Raw genomic sequence first — 21,034 nt, 5'->3', positions numbered from 1 at the left:
CAAGGTAGGTTGGATGGGTTTCTGTACGTAGGAAAATCAGTTTGTGTTGGGGCGTTTCGCGACTTTTTTTCGATACCGAAGTTAGTAAAGGTCGGTTTCCTGTCATCGCTTCGGCACGTGGGGGATTGCCTCCCACAAAGAGCCAACTAGCAAAGGTCGCTAGCTGTCTCTTTGTTTCGGCTGACCCCGCAGTTGTGCCTTCGCTTTTGAGAACAGTGTAGTTTTAGTAGTCTTTGGTACATAGTTAAATTCACTTTTAGACTTTAAAGTACTATGCTACTTACTTCCACTCACTTAACGAAGGCGCCTTACAAGCGGTAGGCGGAGCGATGAGACAGAGAGGCGCTCTTCCTTTCTGGCTCATCGCGGGAGCCATCCGCCAGCGCCGAAGTGGGTTCAGTGATGATCACTTCACTACATACAGAAGCATTGTAAAGTGTCTAGAAATTACTGAATTCCTTACTAACTTCAACGTACTATGCGACTTCTTCTCCTAACCAAACGAAGGCGCCTTACAAGCGGTAGGCGGAGCAATGAGACAGAGAGGCGGTCTTCCTTTCTGGCTTATTGCGGGAGCCATCCGCCAGCGCCGAAGTGAGTACAGTGATGAATTGCTTCTCTACATATAAAAGCGTTAAAAAGTGTCTAGAAGTTACCTAAATCCCTTACTAACTTCATCGTACTATGCATCCTACATCCCCTGACTAAACAACGGCCAGCGCTGCAGTAGGTACAGTGACCAACATTCTAGTAACTCTTGTATTCTTTAAAAAATATCCCACCAGATCTTGGCGGCTGAGAGCATGATTAGTACCGCTAGAATTCCTTGCAATACTTTGGTGTTAACTTTGCGACTGGTTTTGACACCAATTGGGGCCGCGATTATGCTAGCTACGATCATTACAAGCGCAGGGCCATACGGTACTTGGCCTGTGAAGACTTTGCCTGTTGCGGAACCGACTGACGATAATAACGTAATCGCCAATGACGTAGCAATTGTAACCCGTGTTGGGATTTTTAGAATCACTAGCATGATCGGCACCATAATAAACGCACCGCCCGCACCCACAATTCCGGCTGCTAGTCCGACAATAAATGCCGCACTTGAAGCTACAAATCGATTAAAGGTGATGTCTTCTATCGGCATATCATCGAGGCCTTTTTTCGGTATAAGCATCATAATGGCAGCCGTGACTGCAAGCACACCATAGACAATATTTACAGTTTCTTCTGATAGAAGGCTAGAACCTGCGCCTCCGATTACACTACCGAGTAATACGCTAATACCCATATATAACACGAGTGGTTTTAAAATTAAATTACTTTTCCGATAGGCTAAGACACCGGAAAGTGAGGCGAAAAATACTTCAACCGCTGTAATACCCGAAACATCATGCGGCGAAAATGCAGTAAAACCTAGCAACGCTGGAATGAATAATAACATCGGATATTTGACGATGGCACCGCCAATTCCCATCATGCCGGAGAGGAATGATCCGACGAATCCAATGAGGAAGATGGTGATAATAAATGTAATACTCATGATGTCCTTCCTTCCTACAATTGATAAAAGAGGGGCAAAAGATCCCCCCTTCTTAATTTACCCTTTTTGTATCCAAAATTTAAAGACATCCGACTCCTGTTGTTGGTCGGTGATTTGGTGGTTGCCTGATGCAGCCCATGCAGTTAGGTCAGCTACGGACCCTTTGTCTGTTGTGTGGATTTCAAGGATGTCTCCTGCTTGTAGGTCTTTCATAGCTTTTCTTGCACGTACGATTGGCATAGGACATGCTAAACCTTTAGCGTCTAAGAATGTTGTTGAAGTCATTTATATCTTCTCCTTTTAATTAACTTTTTAATTTTTGTTGGGTCGTTGCTCGACTTTTTTACGGTACTTAAGTTAGTAAAGGTCGGCTTTCTATCATCGCTTCGGCACGTGGGGGATTGCCTTCCACAAAGAGCCAACTAGCGAAAGTACGCGCTAGCTGTCTCTTTGTTTCGGCCGACCCCGCAGTTGTGCCTTCGCTTTTTGAGTACAGTGTAGTTTTGGTAAGCTTTGATACAGTGGAAAACCAGTTTGTATTGGATCGTTGCTCGACTTTTTCACGGTACTTAAGTTAGTAAAGATCGGCTTTCTATCATCGCTTCGGCACGTGGGGGATTGCCTCCCGCCAGGAGCCAACAAGCGAAAGTCGCGCTAGTTGTCTCATGGCTTCGGCCGACCCCGCAGTTGTGCCTTCGCTTTTGTGTACAGTGTAGTTCTAGTAGTCTTTGGTACTTAGTAATATTCACTTTCAGACTTTGGCGTACTATGATACTTACCTTCCCTCACTAAACGAAGGCGCCTTACAAGCGGTAGGCGGAGCGATGAGACAGATAGGTGCTCTTCCTTTCTGGCTCATCGCGGGAGCCATCCGCCAGCGCCGAAGTGGGTACAGCGATGATTACTTAACAAAATTCAGAAGCGGATCAAAGTGTCTAGGAATTACTGAATTCCTTACTAACTTCAACGTACCATGCCACTTACTTTTCCTTACAAAACGTAGGCGCCTGCAAGTGGTAAGTAGGACATACACGATCTATTATCGCACCGCACAACGATTTGGGCCGATTTCCATTTCGCGTTGTGTGTCTTCGTCCGGTGCAATTTTACCCATGTTGGTTTGACGAATTTCTTGATAGGCGTTTGGTTGTGGTGGTAAGTCGCCTGTTACGAGCTCTCTGAATTGCTCTTCGTCTTCAATGTTCAAGCTGTGGTTCCGTTTGTATAATACGCCTAACTTCTCGGAAACGCTACCGTCTTCGTTTAATTCTTCTATAATCATGAAATGAGCAGGTAATACGGTTAGGTCTTCTGATAGTTCCTGATAGCGTATATATAACGACTCGCGCAAATCGCTTACCCAATCGTCTGCCAAGCCAGCTAAGTCAGGGCGCCCGATGGAATCGATGAATAAAATATCGCCTGTCATCAAATAGCTATCATCAACGATAAATGAAGTGGAGCCGATTGTATGACCAGGAGAATAAAGCGCTTGAATATCAATCTTCGTTTCTCCAATTTTAATAGATGTATCGCCTTCAAGTGGAGCATAGTCAAACGTCACTTCTTCCGCGTCTTTCGGTGGCAACCAATACGTCGCGCCCGTTGCTTGTGCAATTTTACGACCACCTGAAATATGGTCTGCGTGTAGATGTGTATCTAAGATATGTGTAATCTTCACACCTTTTTGATCAGCAAAGTCCGTGAAAATATCCGTCATACGTGTCGCATCTATAATTGCTGCTTCCCCGCCAGAAGTGACCATATAGGAAAGACACCCTTTACCGATACGAACGAATTGATACAGCTCACCGCCAGATTTCAAATCTGCCACTTTCACCGGCTCTAAATGCTCGCTCCACGCTCTCATTCCACCGGATAAGTAAGAAACTGTAAACCCTTCGTCTTCAAGAATTTCGGCTACCATAATAGAAGAACCTTCTTTTGCACATACTACAAGGATCTCTTGATCTTTCGGTAGTTGATCTGCAATTTCTTCTGTTCCGTCAAGTAATTCAAAATATGGCACATTCACATGACGAACTTGCTCCCCTTCGATTTTCCAATCTTCAAAGGCATCTTGATTTCGTACGTCCAGAATGAATAATGGCTCCTTGGAAATTACCTTTTTAGCAACTTCACCTACTTGAACTGTTCTCATTCTTTCATACCCCCTGTTGTATTTTCTATTTCTCCATCCCACTCTGACATGCCAGGTATAACATTCATGACACACTCAAATCCTGCGGCTACCATCTTGCGGCACGCCATGTCACTACGATTACCTGTGCGGCAAACGACGTAAAGCTTTTGTTCTTTATCTAAATACTTCATACGTTCGTCCAGTTGACCCAAAGGAATAGATAGGGCACCGGGTATATGACCAAAAGCATACTCAGCAGTTTCTCTCACATCAATCAGCACCGCTTGTGGATGTTGTAAACTTTCTAGAAGTTGTTTATTTTCCACTGTAAATGGATAGACTGTCTCTTGTTTCTCGCCGCTGTCTGCCTTTCGAACAAAGTGCCGCCAGACGCCATCTTCTTCTACATTCCCTACGTATTGATGACCCGCGCTTTCGGACCAAGCGCGTAAGTCGGCAGTGGTTCCTGAATCTGTTGAAAGGACTTCGAGCACTTGCCCTTCTTTCATATCTTTCATCATCTTTCTTGTCTTCACAATTGGCATCGGACAAGCTAAACCTTTCGCATCCAATACTTTATTTGTCTGAATCATTGATTTCCTCCCATACACCTAGGGGTATTATTTTTAACAAAAAAATTATATGAACAAGTTTACATGACCGTCTTGTGCTTCACCTAAGTAAGCAGCGACGCCACCATACTCAACTTCTTCAAGAAGTTCTGACTGACCGAGCCCAAGTAAATCCATCGTCATCGTACAAGCGATCAGTTTGACGTCCTGCTCTATTGCCATATCAATTAGCTGTGGTAATGTCATCGCGTTATGCTTTTTCATCACTTGTTTGATCATCTTAGGACCCATTCCTGCAAAGTTCATTTGAGAAAGTCCCATTTTATCTGCACCACGTGGCATCATCTTTCCAAATGCCTTTTCAATGAAGCTCTTATTGCTTTTGATCGGTTCATCTTTACGCAATGCATTCAATCCCCAAAACGTATGAAAAATGGTTACTTCGTGATCATAAGCAGCTGCTCCGTTGGCGATAATATAAGCAGCCATCGCTTTATCATAATCTCCACTAAATAGCACAATCGTTGTTTTCTTTTGTTCAGTCATATTCTCGTTCCTTTCTATTTATCTGATTCATCTTCTCTGCATACCCCTATGGGTATAATATGTGTTATAAAAAAAAGAGTCAAGAACAATACTCACCGACTCTTTACAAGCAAGTTCACCGCTTCATTAATAATCGATTCATGTGTGCGATCATCAGTTTCATCCAAATTTTCCATGCAAGCAATTAAATTGGTACTGACAATGACACCGATTGTTCGATCAATCGCAGAACGACTGGCGGATAATTGGGTGATGACTTCTTTACAGTCCTTACCTTCTTCCATCATACGCAAGACACCTTTGATTTGACCTTCAATGCGCTTTAACCGATTTTTTACTTTGTCATCGTATTCCATTTCTCTCACCGTCCTTTTCATTACCCATATCATATACCCCAGCAGGTATGTTGTCAACGAAAGAGTTTGCCAATACTTTATATCGATTTTATTCGACAGGTTTCTACTATTCTGAAATTATTCTCGAAATGTGTTATACTAGTCCTAGTAAGCTATTGTACGTTTATTGCACCTGTCCACGGCAGAAAAGATTATTATCATGAAGGAGTTGATTTGAATGGCATTCCCACGTAAAGATCGTCCGGTTTCCGATTTTGTAGCATTACGACAAGTTGATGAAGTCATATCTTTCAACCGTAACGATCATGAAGTTTCTGGAACCATCTTCAAGATTCTCGAAAACTCCGTCATCGTCAAAATTTCCGATGCAGACGCAGAGCAAATTGGTGCAGCTTCCAATATGACTGTTGTCGCACACAAAAACTACACAGTAGTATAATTTTTCTTAACGCCTTGCAACTTCCTTGCAAGGCTATTTTTTTGATCAAAAATGGCAATTACTACTTTCAGATGCGCCATAAATAAGCGAATAGTGTAAGGGAAATTCCCAGACTGATAAGTATACTAAAAAAAATCCAAACAACAGTTTATTCATATAGCTACTCATTTTCCACTTGCTTAACTGAAGCTATATTTTTCGTGAGCGGTAGCTGCATACGACCAATCAATGCTTCAATAGCAGGTGGCATATAGCGATTTTTTAAATACGTTAAGTAGACGGTGCGTTTTAGACTTTGAGAATCAATCGTTTTGATAACGAGCGATTGATCTAGCCGATTATCAAAATACTTTTGAGGAATGATAGAAATCCCGATATTTGCCCTTACTAATTCTATAATGGTCTCAAAACGTTCTACTTCATATTGGATGTTTAAGCGAATACCTTCTTCATTAAATACGGTAATGATATCCTGTCTCGTCTGGAAACCGTAGCTCGTAATAATGAATGGTTCATCTTCTAAATCAGCTAACGTTAACGACTCTCTACTTGCAAGTATATGCCCTGGATGCATGATGATAACTAGTCGTTCTTCATAAAGAGGAGTCGTCAAAAAATCGGGTGAATCGATTAAATGATTGGTCAAGCAAATATGAACTTCGTACTGACGAAGCGCCCGCTCAACATCTTCTAGGCTTAATACTTCAATTAACTTTACTTTCATCGCCGGAAACGCTTGCTGGTACCAATGTAAAATAGAAGGAATCCAATTTTTTACGGATTCAATCATACCAATTTGAACTTTACCACTACCATTCCACTTCACTTCTTTAATTTCTCGCTGTAAAATGTCTGTTTCATTGAGAATGTGTAGTGCTCGTTCGTAAATAACATTCCCTGAATCGGTCAACTGAATTTTTTTCGTGGTCCGCTCCAACAGACGAAAGCCCACTTCTGTCTCTAAGTTCTTAATTGCTTTACTTAAAGACGGTTGAGATAAATGAAGTTTCTTCGCCGCTTCCGAAAAACTCGACTGCTGAACGACCATGACAAAATACAGTAATTGTTTAATTTCCATATAGTTCTCCTCCATTTATAACTAAAAGGCATAAATCTATGAGAAAGATGTATTAGTATTAATAAATGCGAACCTTTATAATTACTGTAACATGACGGAAAGGATGAAGTATATTGTTAATTCAAACAGATAAAACTAACTGGTCCGGTCGCACGGATAGTAAAACTAATAGATCTGCATTTCGTATGCATCAAATTGTACAACTTTCCGAGTTAAAAGAAAGCGTTACCAATAAAACCTGTGCACTGATCGGCTTTTCCTCTGAGGAAGGGGTTCGTCGTAATAATGGGCGATTAGGCGCTGCCGACGGACCGAATGCTCTTCGCAGTGAGTTGGCAAAACTTCCCTGGCGCATGCCGGCTGAATGCCAATTGTTCGATATGGGTACGATAGTTTGTGAAGGAACTCAACTGGAGCGTGCACAAGCTGAGCTGGGTGCGGCTGTTCGAGAGTGCCTCGAAAAAAATGCGAACCCTGTTATTTTAGGCGGCGGTCACGAAACTGCTTACGGACATTATTTAGGCGTTCGCGAATTTATCGGACCTGATGCAAAGCTTGGCGTGATCAATATCGATGCGCATTTTGATTTGCGGAGCTATGAAGAACAACCTTCTTCGGGTACGATGTTCAAGCAAATGTTAGATAAAGATCCGAACGTCGAATACTTAGTCCTCGGCATTCAAGAATACGGCAATACCGATATTTTATTCCAAGAAGCCGATGCACAAGGTGTGACGTATGTGCTAGAGCAAGAGATTTCGTCGGGTCATCTGGACGATACTTTACAAAAAATCGCTTTTTTCATTGAACAACAGGACTATGTTTTGTTAACATTATGCTCTGATGTCTTGAATGCGGCAGTTGCACCAGGTGTGAGCGCACCTTCACCCTTTGGATTGGACCCGCTAACCGTGCGCTCATTCATACAAACGGTCGCATCTCATGAGAAAACCCTTTCATTCGACATATCAGAAATTAATCCCGCACTTGACCAGCAAAACCAGACGGTCAAACTAGGTGCCTATTTAACAAATGAAGCAATCGTTGCATTGCTAGGAGGTCGAATCACATGACATTGGAGCTTAATCAAATTACGACACTATTTTTAGCCTTGGCTCTTTTAACGATCGGAACGATACTGGTACGAAAAATTGGTGTTCTTCAGAAGTTCTGTATTCCCGCCCCTGTTGTTGGCGGGTTGCTTTTCGCAATTTTGGCGACTATTTTGAAATACTTCGACTTACTGAGCTTTCAATTAGACACGTCACTGCAAAATTTATTTATGCTAACATTTTTCACGACAGTTGGTTTAGGCGCAAGCTTTAGCCTTATCCGTTTAGGCGGAAAACTACTCATTATTTACTGGGTAGCTTGTGGATTTTTAGCATTGGCTCAAAATGCCATTGGCGTCTCGATGTCCTACTTATTTAACATACATCCACTAATTGGTATGATGGCTGGCGCCGTCTCCATGGAAGGTGGTCATGGTGGTGCCACTGCGTATGGACAAACATTAGAAGGTCTTGGTATTGATTCCGCGCTATCTATCGGTATCGCAGCCGCTACATTCGGTCTCGTTGCAGGTGGTTTAATTGGTGGACCTATCGTTAAGTACCTTATCAAAAAACATGATTTGAAGTCTACAGAAGTAGAGCATGAAGTAGCTTACTCAGCAGAAGCACATGAACCAGCGATCAATACGGATAATTTCTTGACGCAAGTATTGCTCATCACTCTTTGTATCGCGGGCGGTACGTTTATAGGCGATCTATTCTCTAGCGCTACAGGTTTTGTTATGCCAGGTTATGTTGGCGCGATGTTTGTCGCTGTTATCGTACGAAACGTTGTCGATCGATTCAAGGGCGACGCTGTTCATATGACGAGCATCAACTTAATTGGTGATGTGTCACTTGGTATTTTCTTATCGATGGCATTGATGAGCATTAAGCTATGGGAAGTTGCCGATTTGGCATTGCCATTGCTAGTCATCGTCTTCGTACAAGTTCTATTCGTTGTTTTGTTCGGTATTTTTATCCTGTTCCGTATTCTCGGCAAGAATTACGATGCTGCGGTTATGGTTGCAGGTTTCGCGGGACACGGTCTGGGAGCTACGCCAAACGCTATGGCTAATATGGCGGCAGTTACGGCTAGATACGGCCCGTCACGCAAGGCGTTCTTGATCGTACCTATTGTCGGTGCGTTCTTAATAGATGTCGTGTCCATGCCGATTATAATTACTACAATTAATATATTTAGTTGATGTAGATAGAGGAAGAGAAAGTTAGCATGCGGTTCGGGATTTGCGCTCCAGAGGGTACGCTTTCCGGAGGGCGTGGCCTGAGCCGCTTCCTTCACTACGTTCAGTCCAGGGTCTCAGACTCACGCTAATCCTCCCGGAGTCGACCCTCTTACGCTTCAATCCTATACCAAGACTGCAAGCAGTTTGAAACATCATTATAATTTTCAAGTGACTTAGTGTTTGCCCTTTACTTCTTTAAATTCAAATGAAAAGACAAAGTGCAAAGCAAAATATTCCACTCGCTAACTCTAGAAGAAAACATTAGTCAAGCGTTGCAAAGGACGGCTTTTGCGAGTAAAAGCGTAGCGTTATGTGCACGTCTTTGCTTTAAGTCCTGAACCACTCACTTTCTAACTTTTCTACTTACCTATTTTCATCTGCAAACGAAGAACCGGAGTTTTCCGGTTCTTTTTGCGTTCGTTTTGGACGTAATTCACACAAGTTTCTGTTAAACTGAAAATGGAAAAATGTATCTCGGGGAGGAGTTTTTTACATGAAAGATCAATTGATTGAACGTTTGATTCGCTACGCAATAATTGATACACAATCTGACTCGAACTCTACGACAACGCCATCTACGGTAGGTCAGTGGGATTTATTGCATATGTTAGAGAAAGAACTAGCGGAGATTGGGTTAGAAGAGATTTCTCTCGATGACAACGGCTATTTATTCGCGACGTTGCCGGCTAATACAGACAAAGAGCTGCCGACTGTGGGCTTCTTGGCGCATGTCGATACGGCGACGGACTATACAGGTACGAACGTCCAGCCACAGCGTATAGACAACTACGACGGTAAAGATATTTCGTTGAATGAAACGACGACTATGACCGTACAGGCATTTCCTGAGCTGAATAATTATGTCGGTCATACTTTAATTACTACAGACGGCACGACATTGCTTGGAGCGGATGATAAAGCAGGTATTACCGAAATCATGACGGCTATGCAATACTTAGTGGAACATCCAGAGATTAAACACGGTAAAGTACGTGTCGGCTTCACACCAGATGAGGAAATTGGACGTGGCCCACATAAGTTCGATGTAGAACGATTCGGTGCGGAGTATGCGTATACAATGGACGGAGGTCCACTTGGTGAACTACAGTATGAAAGTTTCAATGCAGCAGGTGCAGTACTCACATTCCACGGAACGAATGTACACCCAGGGTCTGCGAAAGGTAAAATGGTGAACTCCTTATTAATAGCGGCAGAGTTCCAAGCAGCAATGCCAGCTAATGAAATCCCGCAAGAAACTGAACAGTACGAGGGATTCATTCATCTGATGGAAGCTAAAGGCACGGTAGAGAAAACAACGTATCAGTACATTATTCGTGATTTTGATCGCCAAGCGTTTGAAGCACGAAAGCAGTTAGTGTCGGACACGGTATCTCAACTTCAGGAGAAGTACGGTGAACACGCGGTGGAACTCTCATTAACTGATCAATACTTTAATATGGGTGAAAAAATTGAACCTGTAATGGAAATTGTTGATGTTATAGCGGATGTCTATCGTACTCTTGGTATCGAGCCGAAAATCGAGCCAATTCGCGGGGGGACTGATGGATCACAATTATCGTTCATGGGTATGCCTACTCCGAATATTTTCACGGGCGGGGAAAATTACCACGGCAAGTATGAATTCATCTCAGCCGATAATATGGTACTCGCGACACGAGTGATTATCGAAGTTTTACAACTTCTAGAGCAACGGGGATAAACGCATGAAAGTCATTGGAATCGGCATTCTATCTTCACTCTTTTTTGCGGTTACTTTTGTTTTGAATCGATCGATGGAACTTGAAGGTGGAAGTTGGCTATGGAGTGCATCACTGCGCTATTTCTTCATGGTGCCATTTCTTGTACTAATCGTCGCTATGCGCGGGGGCTTGCCGGGAGTAAAGCGAGAAATGACAGCTGCACCGCGTCCTTTTTTCCTCTGGAGCTTTGTAGCATTTGTGTTATTTTACGGACCGCTAACGTTTTCTGCTGGCTATAGTCCTGGCTGGCTCGTTGCAGGAACTTGGCAGTTAACGCTTGTCATGGGGGTCTGTCTTGCCCCGTTGTTTACATATAACGTAACATCTGAAACGGGCGAGATCCGGACAATACGCCACCGCATCCCTATAGCTTCACTAGCTATTTCATCGGTCATTTTAGTAGGGGTCGTGCTGATTCAGTTTCCTCATGCAAGCAGTGTATCAACGAAAGTCATCTTGCTCGGTACACTGCCGTTAGTTGTCGCAGCAGTTGCCTATCCACTAGGGAACCGTAAAATGATGAACTTACTCGGTGGCCGATTGGATATGTTCCAACGCGTACTTGCGATGACGCTTATGACGATACCCATTTGGTTGATCATGGCGCTGTATGCATGGGTAACGATTGGCCTTCCTTCAACTAGCCAAGTCGTGCAGTCGCTTATTGTTGCGATCAGTTCTGGCGTTATTGCGACTTCCCTTTTCTTCTTGGCTACCGATAGGGTGCAGCATGATCAGGGCAAGCTCGCGGCTGTCGAAGCGACACAGTCCTTCGAGTTAATCTTTGCATTGCTCGGAGAAATGCTATTGCTAAGTCTGCCATTACCAGGCCCGATTTCATTGATTGGCGTGTTAGTCATCATTGGTGGCTTGTCATTGCACAGTTACCAAAGTTCATTAGCTAGCAATAAATAAAAGGGTGATCCGGGAAAGTCACGTGATGATGACTTACCAGGTCGCCCTGTTTCATACTTTATGTTCTTTTATTTTCCGCAAACTCTGCTTTTTAAACAGTCGCGGTTTCGTTTCTGATAATACAATTGCAGTAAATATTAGCACTGCACCGACGAACATACGGAACGTCAACACTTCATACGCAAGTGCGATAGAAAACGCCATGCCCCATACCGACTCGGTCGAAAGTATAATGGCTGCTTTCGTTTCGGATACATATTTCTGCCCAACTGTTTGCATCAAAAATGCGATTGTTGTTGAGAAAACAGCCAAATATAGCAATGAACTTATCCCTGTTAGGTTCATTGAAAAAGATGTCTCACCTAATAAAATGACCGCCATACAACCAATCACTGCCGCCACAGCCATCTGCAATAACGTTAATAACACCGCATCCTCTGTACGTACAAACTTCGCTGTATAGAAAATATGGAACGCGAACATGACGGCACATCCTACTGTTAGAACGTCTCCTACATTAACACTTGAAGACCATTGCAACGACAGTACCGCTACCCCAACTAGCGCTAAAACAGCTCCGAATAATTCGTATGTATCGAGTTTACGCTTATATATCATAAAAGCGATAAATGGTACGATGACCACGTTCACCCCCGTTAAAAAAGCATTCTTCGAAGGTGTCGTAAATTGTAAGCCGACTGTTTGAAGTGCAAATGCTGTATACAACATCAAGCCGAGCAACGAACCTTTCCATAACACCGACTTGTCCACTTGACGCAGGCGTTTATTGAATACGATTCCAAGTAACACAGCACCAATCATAAACCGAACGGCTAAAATTTGATATGGTGAGTAATGACCCAATGCCGTTGCACTCATTACAAAGCCGCTACCCCAAATGATGGCGGTAATCAGTAGTCCGATTTCACCTATATATTTTTTCATACTATCCCCCATGTTTCCGCTTATTAGTCGTATTAGTTTATCATGATTTGTAGAAGGTATGTAGTAAATTTCACATAGTAAAACCCCTGCCTCAGAATAGAAGCAGGAGTTAGCTTTTTCATTACTATTCAATTTCCATTTTCAACTCATTCTTCATACAACCCTATTTCTTTGATTGCTCGTTCGACCAGTGATGGATCTACGGACTTGTCGAAATCAATTTCTCCTCGAATAGCACCGTTTGCTTTGTATGTCTCATACTGCTTTTTAATATCGTCGATGAACATCTTGCCATTCGGATCAAGTCCCGTGACGAAAACTCGCTCCCATAACTCAGGATCCTTGAGTGCTGTATGTTTCACCATAATATCAATCACTTCTTCTTTTCCTTCATCTTTAAAGAATGCGTCGTTATAATCACGCACACCTTTCAAATAGGCAGCCATGAAACGTAGTGACAATTCTTCATTCGCCATGAACTGCGGCGAAGCTAAGACCATTGCGATTTGTGACTCTGGTGCATAATCCGTCGCATCACCGAAACGAACGTGGAATTTATTATGGATACCTTGTGCGATTAACGGTTCAATATTGAGTGCTGCGTCAATCGTTCCCGAATCAATGGCGCCAAGCATAGCACCAAAATCTGCAATGTGGACGTATTCCACGTCATCTTCCGTCAAACCTGCGTGCTTTAACATTTCCTCATAAATATAGCCATCAATGGAGTTACGGGAAGACACAGCGATTTTCTTTCCTTTGAAATCGCTATACTCTTTGATTTCATCGACCATATGGTTACCGATAACGAAACTGAAATATGATCTACCTGGCATATTATGACCTTTATCAGCAATAATTCGAACGTCAATTCCTTGTGCAATAGCATTAAAGAATGAAGCAGTGGACACACCACCCGCAATATCGACTTCACCTGCTGCTAATGCCGGTAACATATCATCACTATTGGCAAAGTCTGCGAAATCTACCGCAATATTATAGTCCTCAAAATACCCCTTCTCTTTCGCAATATAGAACCCCGCCCCGGAAGCTGCACCGTCCTCTGCGATGAAAATTTTCGCGCGTTTTTCAAGTGGTGCTAAATCACCGGACTTTGGATTCCCATCATTCGGCACCGGTTGTACTGTTTCTTTTGGTGAACATGCACCTACTACTAATACAACTGCAAGCATCGTGATCCAACCTACTTTTCTCAGCCACTTCCCCACATCATCTCTCCTTTTATCGTTAACTCTTTATTGTTCACTCTCTTGATTTCAATACTTCTTCCTGTAGATGATGCCATATCTCAAGGAAGACCGCTGCCATTTCAGGATCCTTTCTAATATCTTCAATTTTTCGGGGCCTTGGCTTATCTATTGAAATCTCGGCAATGATTTTCCCAGGTTGTGCACCCATCAACAGAATACGATCACTCAGCAGTAATGCTTCATCGATACTATGCGTAATAAATAACACGGTCTTTTTCGTCTCAGCCCAAATGTTCAATAGTTCTTCTTGTAAGATGAAACGATTTTGTTCATCTAGCGCACCAAACGGTTCATCCATTAACAAAATCTCTGGATCATTAGCAAATGCTCTGGCGATACTGACACGCTGTTTCATACCACCCGATAATTCTTTTGGATACAATGAAGAAAAACGCTCCAGCCCTGTTTTCTTCAAATAATAATTCGTCCGTTCTTCTACAAAGTCTTTTGGTAATTTGCGCATTTTCAAACCAAACGCTACATTTTCTCGAACGGTCAGCCATGGAATGACACCTCGTTCTTGAAATACCATAGACTGTAACGGTCGATCCTCATTTTCTGTTTCAATCGTAAAGCTACCTACGCTCGGGTGCTCAAGACCCGCCAAAATCCGCAGAAGCGTTGTCTTACCGCATCCACTTGGCCCGACTAGGCAGACGAACTCCCCTTCATTAATAGTCAACGAAATATCTTCTAGCGCAATAACACTGCCTTGTTTTTTATAAAAAGCTTTCATCAAGCCATCCACCGTAATTTTAGGCTTCCCCTCCATTTCATTCACCTCCATGGCAATAACTTATTTTGAAGGGCACGTAAGAAAATCGAAAATAAATAGCCGAAAAAGGAGATGAGAATTAGACCAACGTACATTTCGGGCAGTAAAAAGGCTTTATAGGAAGTCCAGATCAAATAACCAATACCCGAAGTTGCCCCCATCATTTCTGCTGCTACAATCGTTAACAGTGCAATAGCCTGCCCCATTTGAATTCCTTCTAGCATGACAGGCAACGATCCCGGAAGTGCGATTTTGAAAAAGAAATTCCAACGACTCGTCTGGTAATTATTTGCAACATCCAAATAAATCTTGTCGATGTTCAAGACACCAGCAGCTGTGTTGATGACAACTGGGAAAAACACACTACCCGCAATCGTCACAACTTTTGACAAATCCCCGATGCCAAATAAAATAATGATAATCGGCAATAATGCCAATGTAGGAATCGGCATAAGCGCCATTACAATCGGTTGAACAAAATGCCGAATCGGTGAATACAAGCCCATCAACAAGCCAATAATCACACCTGGAATTACACCCGCTAAAAATCCGATGAAAATTCGATACAGTGACACGCCGACATGTTTCGCCATCATTCCGCTCATGATCATTTCATAAAACGTTTGAACAATTCTGCTAGGAGGCGGGAAAAATCGAATATCCAATATACCGGTTCTAGACATTACTTCCCACAGCAATAAAAGGAATACAGGAGAGACAATCGTCAATAATTGCTTCCCACGTTCTTTCCGCTGCCTACGTTTCCACTCCCGCTGTTCAACTTCAAATGATTCATCGCGAGCAAGTTGTTGATTGTTCACACTTCACCACCTCTTCACTGCCTATTGTATGTAAACGCCTAGTGAAGTGGTTGGGCTTGCGGATCAAACCACATGGGTAGACGAACTAGTTGTTTATACTAAATTCTTTGATTATACTAACTCTATGAATACACTTACAGCAGACCAAATTAGAGAATTGAATAGTTACAGTATTTACGTCGATACACCTCAACATCCCGTGTTTACTTTGGCTGATCTCCAAGATCATGCGAAGATTGCAGACTTGATCCAGGTGATGAAAATGGTGAGTCAAAGTCCAGATGAAGTCGTTGCGGCCTCCTACTTCATGCGACGAATCGGCATGTTTTTTGCAATGCAGTTATATAATCTGGCGGCCTATGATGAACTATGGAGTGGTGTAGCGGAAGATTTACGTTTCGGTGCAGTCGAGGAGTTTGGTAATCGGACGATTAGCATGTTTATAGACTCGAAGGATTGGCAGATGGTCGATGAGGATGAGCGACAGATGCATATTCGTAGCATTTTAGAAAATGCACATGCAGTCATTACTTCATTACGCACAGCCGTCCCACTTTCCCCACTAACCGCGTGGGAAAATATTTTCGGCTTTTGGTTATGGCAGTATCATGTGTTACTTTCAGATCCCGGCAGTGAAATGGAAGCACGAGACGATTTAGAGATATTAAAAGCTAATGAAGTATGGACCGGTATCCATACACACTCACGATTCGCCAGTTACTTAAATGGCTCGGAACCTTCTGCCTTACTGAACACAACAGTACGCAAAACTTGTTGTTTTTCAAAAGACGTTCCTGGCTTGATGCGTTGCGGTTTTTGCCCATTACCATAATAAACAGGTCCTTTCGCATTTCTTTGCGAAGGACCTGTTTTACCTTTTCCGATAGGCGTGAAAAGACTGTTTTGTAGAATAGATAATCCCCATAGCCGCCCCGCTATAGAAAAATCCCATGAAAATTCCCGCTGATAAATTACCCCGATGACTAATGAAAACAGATAGAATTAGCGCTGAAACAGTAGCCACCGTTGATAGCCAAGTGAGTGGTATGTTTACTAGCCATTTCGCCAAAAGTACAATTACTAATACTACAGGAACCCCCCAAATTGCATCCCAAATATTTGTATGAATGACTGGGAATTCTGTTAACATACGCTACTTCCTTCCTTTTTCATTAGGATGTGTACATTGCATGATTCTATTCAGTAAAATAAACGAAAAAACCTCCCAGTCATTGAAGACTTGGAGGTTTTGCCACTATACTTCTTTCGTTGCTGCTCGACTAATTTCCCTTCGCCGTTCATAAATATTTTGGACGATGACTTTTCCTACTGCATACGCAGGTACCGCTACTAAAATTCCGAGGAATCCAGCAAGACTTCCAGCAACCAATAATACCGTAATAACTGTCAGTGGATGGATATCGAGCGTTTTCCCCATAACGTTTGGTGTAATTAGGTTACTATCAATCTGTTGTGCGACCAATGTAACCACACCTACCCAAATGACGAGTTTGGGATCCTGTAAGTAAGCGATTAACAATGCAGGTACAAAAGCAATCCACGGTCCAATGAATGGAATGAGATTCATGAATAATGCTAGTATTGCTAATAGCAATGCATACTCTAGCCCGATAATGAGATAACCGATAAATATAATCGTCGCGAGAATAGCACTGATGAGTAACTGTCCTTGGATATAAGAACGCAATACACCATCTATATCTGATAGTGTTTTCTTCACCCATACACGGCGCTGCCCAGAGAATAAATTATAAATTTTTGGTGCAAACTTCTCATGGTCTTTCAACATAAAAAAGAAGAAAAATGGTACAAGGAGTAATAACACGACTGCTTGAACAAAGGATTGGATGAAATGGACAAACCATTTACCAAACTTCACCGCAAAGGACTGAACCGATTCGACCGCCGAGTTCAATGAGTCCTGTAATCCTTCTGGCAAATTATCCTTTTGATTGATTACTTCATTTTTTACTTGATCTAGCTGCTGCGTGAGCGCAGGTCCATTATCCACAAGATTATTTACTTGTTTCGTAACAATCGGACCAATCAGTGCAACTAAAATCCAAAGAACCGCAACTAATATAAGAATGACAGAAAAAATGCTTCCCCATCTAGGCAATCCCTTTTTCTCTAAGTAACGCTGAATAGGTTCTGTCATGTAGTACAGCAGGCCACCAAAAATCAATGGCATGATAATCGTGTGTAAGATAATGCCGACTGGTTTAAAAATATAATTTACTTCCAAAAAATACTTAGTAATTAAAAGTGTAAGTAAAATACCAATGCCAACTTGAAACCATACCTTCTTTGTCAAATCCTCACTTCCTTTCATTTTTAAATATGTAGTTAACCTTAGTATACGTTGTTGAGCCGTTCCTGTCGAAAATTTCCCTCAACCTATTGCTATACAATAATTCGCAAAATCTGCACTGTATTGTAACAATTATGGTCTAACTATATGAAAATATCACAATTCCTCTTGTCCAAGTGGTCTTTCATCGGTAAAATAGGTCTGACTTGGAAAGAATGCAAATTCCTCCAGAAAAACAACGTAGAAATGAAGGGATCTTATGTTACAACAGACTTGGAATCGTCTTTGGTCATTACACGATCAAGTAAAAGATGTTTTCCGCTTCTTCACCTCGACCAATTCTTCAGAAATGGCAAAGGGTAGAGACGGTGGAAAAACAGTTGGCGTACAAAATGAAGGCGGCGGCAAGGACTCCCGTAGCTATTCAGCTTCACAGATCATTGGCTTAATTCTCGGCCCACTATTGTTTTCCCTTATTTTAATCTTTTTCAAACCCGCTGATTTATCTACTGCAGGAATTGCAATATTGGCTAGTACGGTGTGGATTGCTGTTTGGTGGATTACGGAAGCGATTCCAATTCCCGTTGCCTCCATGTTACCGCTCGTATTGTTTCCTTTGACGGGCGGACTAGAAATGAAAGAAACGGCATCCTCTTATGGAGATGAAACAATTTTCTTATTCATGGGCGGCTTTATGATTGCGTTAGCGCTTGAAAAGTGGAACTTGCACCGCCGAATTGCATTGACGATCATTTCAGTGATCGGAACGAATATGGACAAAATCGTTCTTGGTTTCATGGTCGCGACTGGATTCCTCTCAATGTGGATTTCTAATACAGCGACTGCAATGATGATGGTACCAATTGGTCTCGCGATTATTACGCAAGTCACTATCGCATTGAAAGATGATCCATCCATCGATACGTCCAAAGAAAATTTTGGCTTTGGTAAAGCACTTATGCTCGGTATCGCATATTCAGCTTCTTTAGGCGGGATTGCGACATTAATCGGTACCCCACCGAACACGTTGCTAGCCGGAGCTGTCAATAAAATTTACGGAATCGAATTATCATTTGGAAAATGGATGTTGTTCGGTGTACCGTTTGCTTGGGTTTTTATCTTAATCACTTGGTTCTATCTAGTGAAAATAGTTTACAAATCGCCTGTGAAGACATTGCCGGGTGGGCACGAAGTAATTGAAAAAGAAAAGAAATTATTAGGACGTCCATCGATTGAAGAAATTCTTGTGTTCATCGTCTTTACGCTAGCGGCTTTTTCATGGATTACTCGCTCCTTCTTCTTATCCAAGTTTATTGATGGTTTAAGTGATGGTCTAATTGCGATTGTCTTTGCTATGATTCTATTTATCATTCCTTCTTTTAATAAGAAGGGAGATCACCTGCTAGATTGGAATACTGCCGTTAAGTTGCCTTGGGGTATTTTACTTCTATTCGGTGGTGGACTCGCTATTGCTGCAGGATTTGTTAGTAGTGGACTATCAGAGTGGATTGGAGCCCAGTTGATCGGATTGAAAGGTGTTCCACTAATCGTTATTATTTTAATTGTTGCGGCACTAGTAATCTTCTTAACTGAAATCACATCAAACACAGCGACTGCCTCGATGATGTATCCTATCATGGCTTCACTAGCACTTGCACTCGGTTTCCACCCTTATGCGTTAATGATTGCGGCGGGTGTGGCGGCTTCTTGTGCGTTCATGTTACCTGTTGCGACTCCACCAAACGCCGTCGTCTTCGGTTCGGGCTATCTACGAATTCCCGACATGGCAAAAGCCGGCTTTGCGCTTAATATTTTAGGCGTCGTACTCGTAACACTCTGTATTTATTTCTTGCTTCCTTTACTATGGGGCATCGATTTGAATACGATACCAGAAGTTTTCAAAGGATAAAATAAACAGGTGCCAGGATTCAATCCTAGCACCTGTTTTTATATAGAAGTGTAAATCCCGAACTACTTACTTTCAGTTTGCAACCGACCGTTGTTTTCTTCGAAGGAATCGAATCAACAGTACATAGACCACTGGCACGATAGCTGAGAATAGTGCCAATCCAGTCCAGCCTGTGTGTTGCCATAGCGGTGTCGTAAGTGTACTACCTGCTGCCATGCCAATATAATACGACACTAGGTAAAGACTGGAGGCACTTCCTTTATGATGCGTCGCTTCTTTACTGACAGAGGCTGCTGTTAAGGAATGGGCAGAGAAGAAGCTGAGACAGATAATACAGTAGCCAATGATGATGAATGGTAGTTTCATCGGGATTGTGAGTACACAACCGACAGCAAGCATCAAAACACCTGGTAGCCGCACATTGTTTATACCGTACTTCGTCGCAAGTGATCCCGCAAGCGGTGCGCCAATAATTCCGAATGCATAGGCAAAATAAATATAGGACACTTCATCTAGCGTCAGTGAAAACGGGGTAGCCGTCAAATGAAAAGGCAGGAACGTCCACATTCCCGTGAAGCTTAACTGCAAGATGATGCCTAATCCAAAGACAATCAACAGGCTAGGATTCTTGAAATGAAAAGCAAAGCCCTCCATATCTTTTCGTATCGTCTCCGTACTCGGTTGGAAATTCATTGATTTCGGCAAGACTAGTAATAAGAACACGAATACCACTACACCGAATATCGTCAATAATTGAAGAGACAATTCCCACGACCAACGTTCCGCCAAATAACCCGTAACGAAACGTCCAAACATCCCGCCCGTTCCGTTGAATGATATATATAGCGCCGTTGCTACACTTACTACACGTTCATGAACCTCCTCATTAATATAGGCTAGGGCCGCAGCAAGCACACCTGCCATCGCAAATCCTTGTAAAAAACGAAACACTAGAATCATTACAAATGAATCTGTCAAAAACATCGGAATAAATAATAAGGTCGTTAGCAAAATCGAGGTCTTTATAAAAGTTGACCGACCGATACGATCGGAATAAAATCCTAGAATGACGAGACCAATAATTAGACCTACTGTATTAATCGACATCGCCAAACTAGCTGTAGATACAGACACATTAAACTGCTTCGTTAAAATAGGTAGCAATGGTTGCATCGCATACATTGCTGAAAAGATAAGGGCCGAGGCAATTCCAAGCCCGATGACAATTCGCCAAAATCGTAGTTCACGAATTGTCGATTTAGTATGTAAAGTCATGATCACACTTCCAGTCAGTAAAATACGAATAATGAAATTATAGCACTATAAGAGA

At 42.4% G+C, this 21,034-nt stretch carries 22 protein-coding genes; 8 read left to right on the top strand and 14 right to left on the bottom strand.

The window, feature by feature from the left end; translation table 11 throughout:
- The first annotated feature begins 329 nt into the window (after positions 1-329).
- Positions 330-497 (top strand): hypothetical protein, encoded by a 168-nt coding sequence (locus CSV79_RS16800; protein WP_158232497.1) that lies wholly within the window; start codon positions 330-332, stop codon positions 495-497.
- A 269-nt stretch (positions 498-766) separates the two neighbouring features.
- Here the strand turns inward: CSV79_RS16800 and CSV79_RS08325 are convergent, their stop codons facing one another.
- The 6 genes from CSV79_RS08325 to CSV79_RS08300 all read right to left on the bottom strand — a co-directional run bounded on the left by CSV79_RS08325 (position 767) and on the right by CSV79_RS08300 (position 5,160).
- Positions 767-1,543, bottom strand: coding sequence for a sulfite exporter TauE/SafE family protein (locus tag CSV79_RS08325; RefSeq protein ID WP_099688580.1), 777 nt, complete (start codon positions 1,541-1,543; stop codon positions 767-769).
- Between the two features lie 57 nt (positions 1,544-1,600).
- Entirely contained in the window at positions 1,601-1,828 is a 228-nt protein-coding gene (locus tag CSV79_RS08320; RefSeq protein WP_099688579.1) for a sulfurtransferase TusA family protein, read from the bottom strand.
- A gap of 754 nt (positions 1,829-2,582) precedes the next feature.
- Complete coding sequence (locus CSV79_RS08315) at positions 2,583-3,704, bottom strand: MBL fold metallo-hydrolase (protein WP_099688578.1); 1,122 nt, start codon at positions 3,702-3,704, stop codon at positions 2,583-2,585.
- A complete protein-coding gene (locus tag CSV79_RS08310) occupies positions 3,701-4,279 on the bottom strand; it encodes a sulfurtransferase TusA family protein (protein ID WP_099688577.1) in 579 nt (192 codons plus the stop codon). The genes CSV79_RS08315 and CSV79_RS08310 overlap by 4 nt, the downstream gene beginning before the upstream one ends.
- Before the next feature lie 45 nt (positions 4,280-4,324).
- Entirely contained in the window at positions 4,325-4,804 is a 480-nt protein-coding gene (locus CSV79_RS08305) for a DsrE/DsrF/DrsH-like family protein (RefSeq protein ID WP_099688576.1), read from the bottom strand.
- A gap of 92 nt (positions 4,805-4,896) precedes the next feature.
- Positions 4,897-5,160, bottom strand: a complete 264-nt coding sequence (locus CSV79_RS08300; RefSeq protein ID WP_099688575.1) for a metal-sensitive transcriptional regulator — start codon at positions 5,158-5,160, stop codon at positions 4,897-4,899.
- A gap of 217 nt (positions 5,161-5,377) precedes the next feature.
- Between CSV79_RS08300 and CSV79_RS08295 the strand changes: the two genes are divergently transcribed.
- Positions 5,378-5,599, top strand: coding sequence for a DUF2187 family protein (locus CSV79_RS08295; RefSeq protein WP_099688574.1), 222 nt, complete (start codon positions 5,378-5,380; stop codon positions 5,597-5,599).
- Between the two features lie 160 nt (positions 5,600-5,759).
- Here the strand turns inward: CSV79_RS08295 and CSV79_RS08290 are convergent, their stop codons facing one another.
- Positions 5,760-6,677 (bottom strand): LysR family transcriptional regulator, encoded by a 918-nt coding sequence (locus tag CSV79_RS08290; protein WP_099688573.1) that lies wholly within the window; start codon positions 6,675-6,677, stop codon positions 5,760-5,762.
- A 113-nt stretch (positions 6,678-6,790) separates the two neighbouring features.
- On the opposite strand from CSV79_RS08290, the gene hutG reads away from it, so the two are divergent.
- The 4 genes from hutG (at position 6,791) to CSV79_RS08270 (ending at position 11,651) form a co-directional block, all read left to right on the top strand.
- On the top strand, positions 6,791-7,750 hold the full coding sequence (gene hutG / locus CSV79_RS08285) for a formimidoylglutamase (protein WP_099688572.1): 960 nt from the start codon (positions 6,791-6,793) through the stop codon (positions 7,748-7,750).
- Positions 7,747-8,937 (top strand): sodium/glutamate symporter, encoded by a 1,191-nt coding sequence (gene gltS, locus CSV79_RS08280; RefSeq protein ID WP_099688571.1) that lies wholly within the window; start codon positions 7,747-7,749, stop codon positions 8,935-8,937. Before hutG ends, gltS begins: the two co-directional genes overlap by 4 nt.
- Before the next feature lie 532 nt (positions 8,938-9,469).
- Positions 9,470-10,696: a peptidase T gene (gene pepT, locus CSV79_RS08275; RefSeq protein WP_099688570.1), complete on the top strand. Its 1,227-nt coding sequence runs from the start codon at positions 9,470-9,472 to the stop codon at positions 10,694-10,696.
- 4 nt (positions 10,697-10,700) lie between these two features.
- Positions 10,701-11,651 (top strand): DMT family transporter, encoded by a 951-nt coding sequence (locus CSV79_RS08270; RefSeq protein WP_099688569.1) that lies wholly within the window; start codon positions 10,701-10,703, stop codon positions 11,649-11,651.
- Positions 11,652-11,702: 51 nt separating this feature from the next.
- Here the strand turns inward: CSV79_RS08270 and CSV79_RS08265 are convergent, their stop codons facing one another.
- From CSV79_RS08265 to CSV79_RS08250, 4 genes are all read right to left on the bottom strand, one after another.
- On the bottom strand, positions 11,703-12,596 hold the full coding sequence (locus CSV79_RS08265; protein ID WP_099688568.1) for a DMT family transporter: 894 nt from the start codon (positions 12,594-12,596) through the stop codon (positions 11,703-11,705).
- A 146-nt stretch (positions 12,597-12,742) separates the two neighbouring features.
- On the bottom strand, positions 12,743-13,789 hold the full coding sequence (locus CSV79_RS08260; RefSeq protein WP_483315702.1) for an ABC transporter substrate-binding protein: 1,047 nt from the start codon (positions 13,787-13,789) through the stop codon (positions 12,743-12,745).
- A 70-nt stretch (positions 13,790-13,859) separates the two neighbouring features.
- Complete coding sequence (locus CSV79_RS08255) at positions 13,860-14,639, bottom strand: ABC transporter ATP-binding protein (RefSeq protein WP_099688567.1); 780 nt, start codon at positions 14,637-14,639, stop codon at positions 13,860-13,862.
- A 5-nt stretch (positions 14,640-14,644) separates the two neighbouring features.
- Entirely contained in the window at positions 14,645-15,463 is an 819-nt protein-coding gene (locus CSV79_RS08250; protein WP_099688566.1) for an ABC transporter permease, read from the bottom strand.
- Positions 15,464-15,587: 124 nt separating this feature from the next.
- On the opposite strand from CSV79_RS08250, the gene CSV79_RS08245 reads away from it, so the two are divergent.
- Positions 15,588-16,295, top strand: coding sequence for a hypothetical protein (locus tag CSV79_RS08245; RefSeq protein WP_099688586.1), 708 nt, complete (start codon positions 15,588-15,590; stop codon positions 16,293-16,295).
- A gap of 39 nt (positions 16,296-16,334) precedes the next feature.
- Here the strand turns inward: CSV79_RS08245 and CSV79_RS08240 are convergent, their stop codons facing one another.
- Together CSV79_RS08240 and CSV79_RS08235 are read right to left on the bottom strand one after the other, a co-directional pair.
- Positions 16,335-16,613, bottom strand: a complete 279-nt coding sequence (locus CSV79_RS08240; protein WP_099688565.1) for a hypothetical protein — start codon at positions 16,611-16,613, stop codon at positions 16,335-16,337.
- A gap of 105 nt (positions 16,614-16,718) precedes the next feature.
- The gene (locus tag CSV79_RS08235; RefSeq protein ID WP_099688564.1) at positions 16,719-17,798 is read right to left on the bottom strand and encodes an AI-2E family transporter; all 1,080 of its coding nucleotides are present in this window, start codon (positions 17,796-17,798) and stop codon (positions 16,719-16,721) included.
- Between the two features lie 256 nt (positions 17,799-18,054).
- Between CSV79_RS08235 and CSV79_RS08230 the strand changes: the two genes are divergently transcribed.
- Entirely contained in the window at positions 18,055-19,704 is a 1,650-nt protein-coding gene (locus CSV79_RS08230) for an SLC13 family permease (RefSeq protein WP_099688563.1), read from the top strand.
- 72 nt (positions 19,705-19,776) lie between these two features.
- Here the strand turns inward: CSV79_RS08230 and CSV79_RS08225 are convergent, their stop codons facing one another.
- Entirely contained in the window at positions 19,777-20,979 is a 1,203-nt protein-coding gene (locus tag CSV79_RS08225; protein WP_099688562.1) for an MFS transporter, read from the bottom strand.
- Positions 20,980-21,034 lie beyond the last annotated feature (55 nt).

Source organism: Sporosarcina sp. P13, from assembly GCF_002743055.1.
Lineage (GTDB): Bacteria > Bacillota > Bacilli > Bacillales_A > Planococcaceae > Sporosarcina.
The sequence above is the reverse complement of the archived record's forward strand: the minus strand, read 5'-3'. Positions and strand labels throughout refer to the sequence as shown.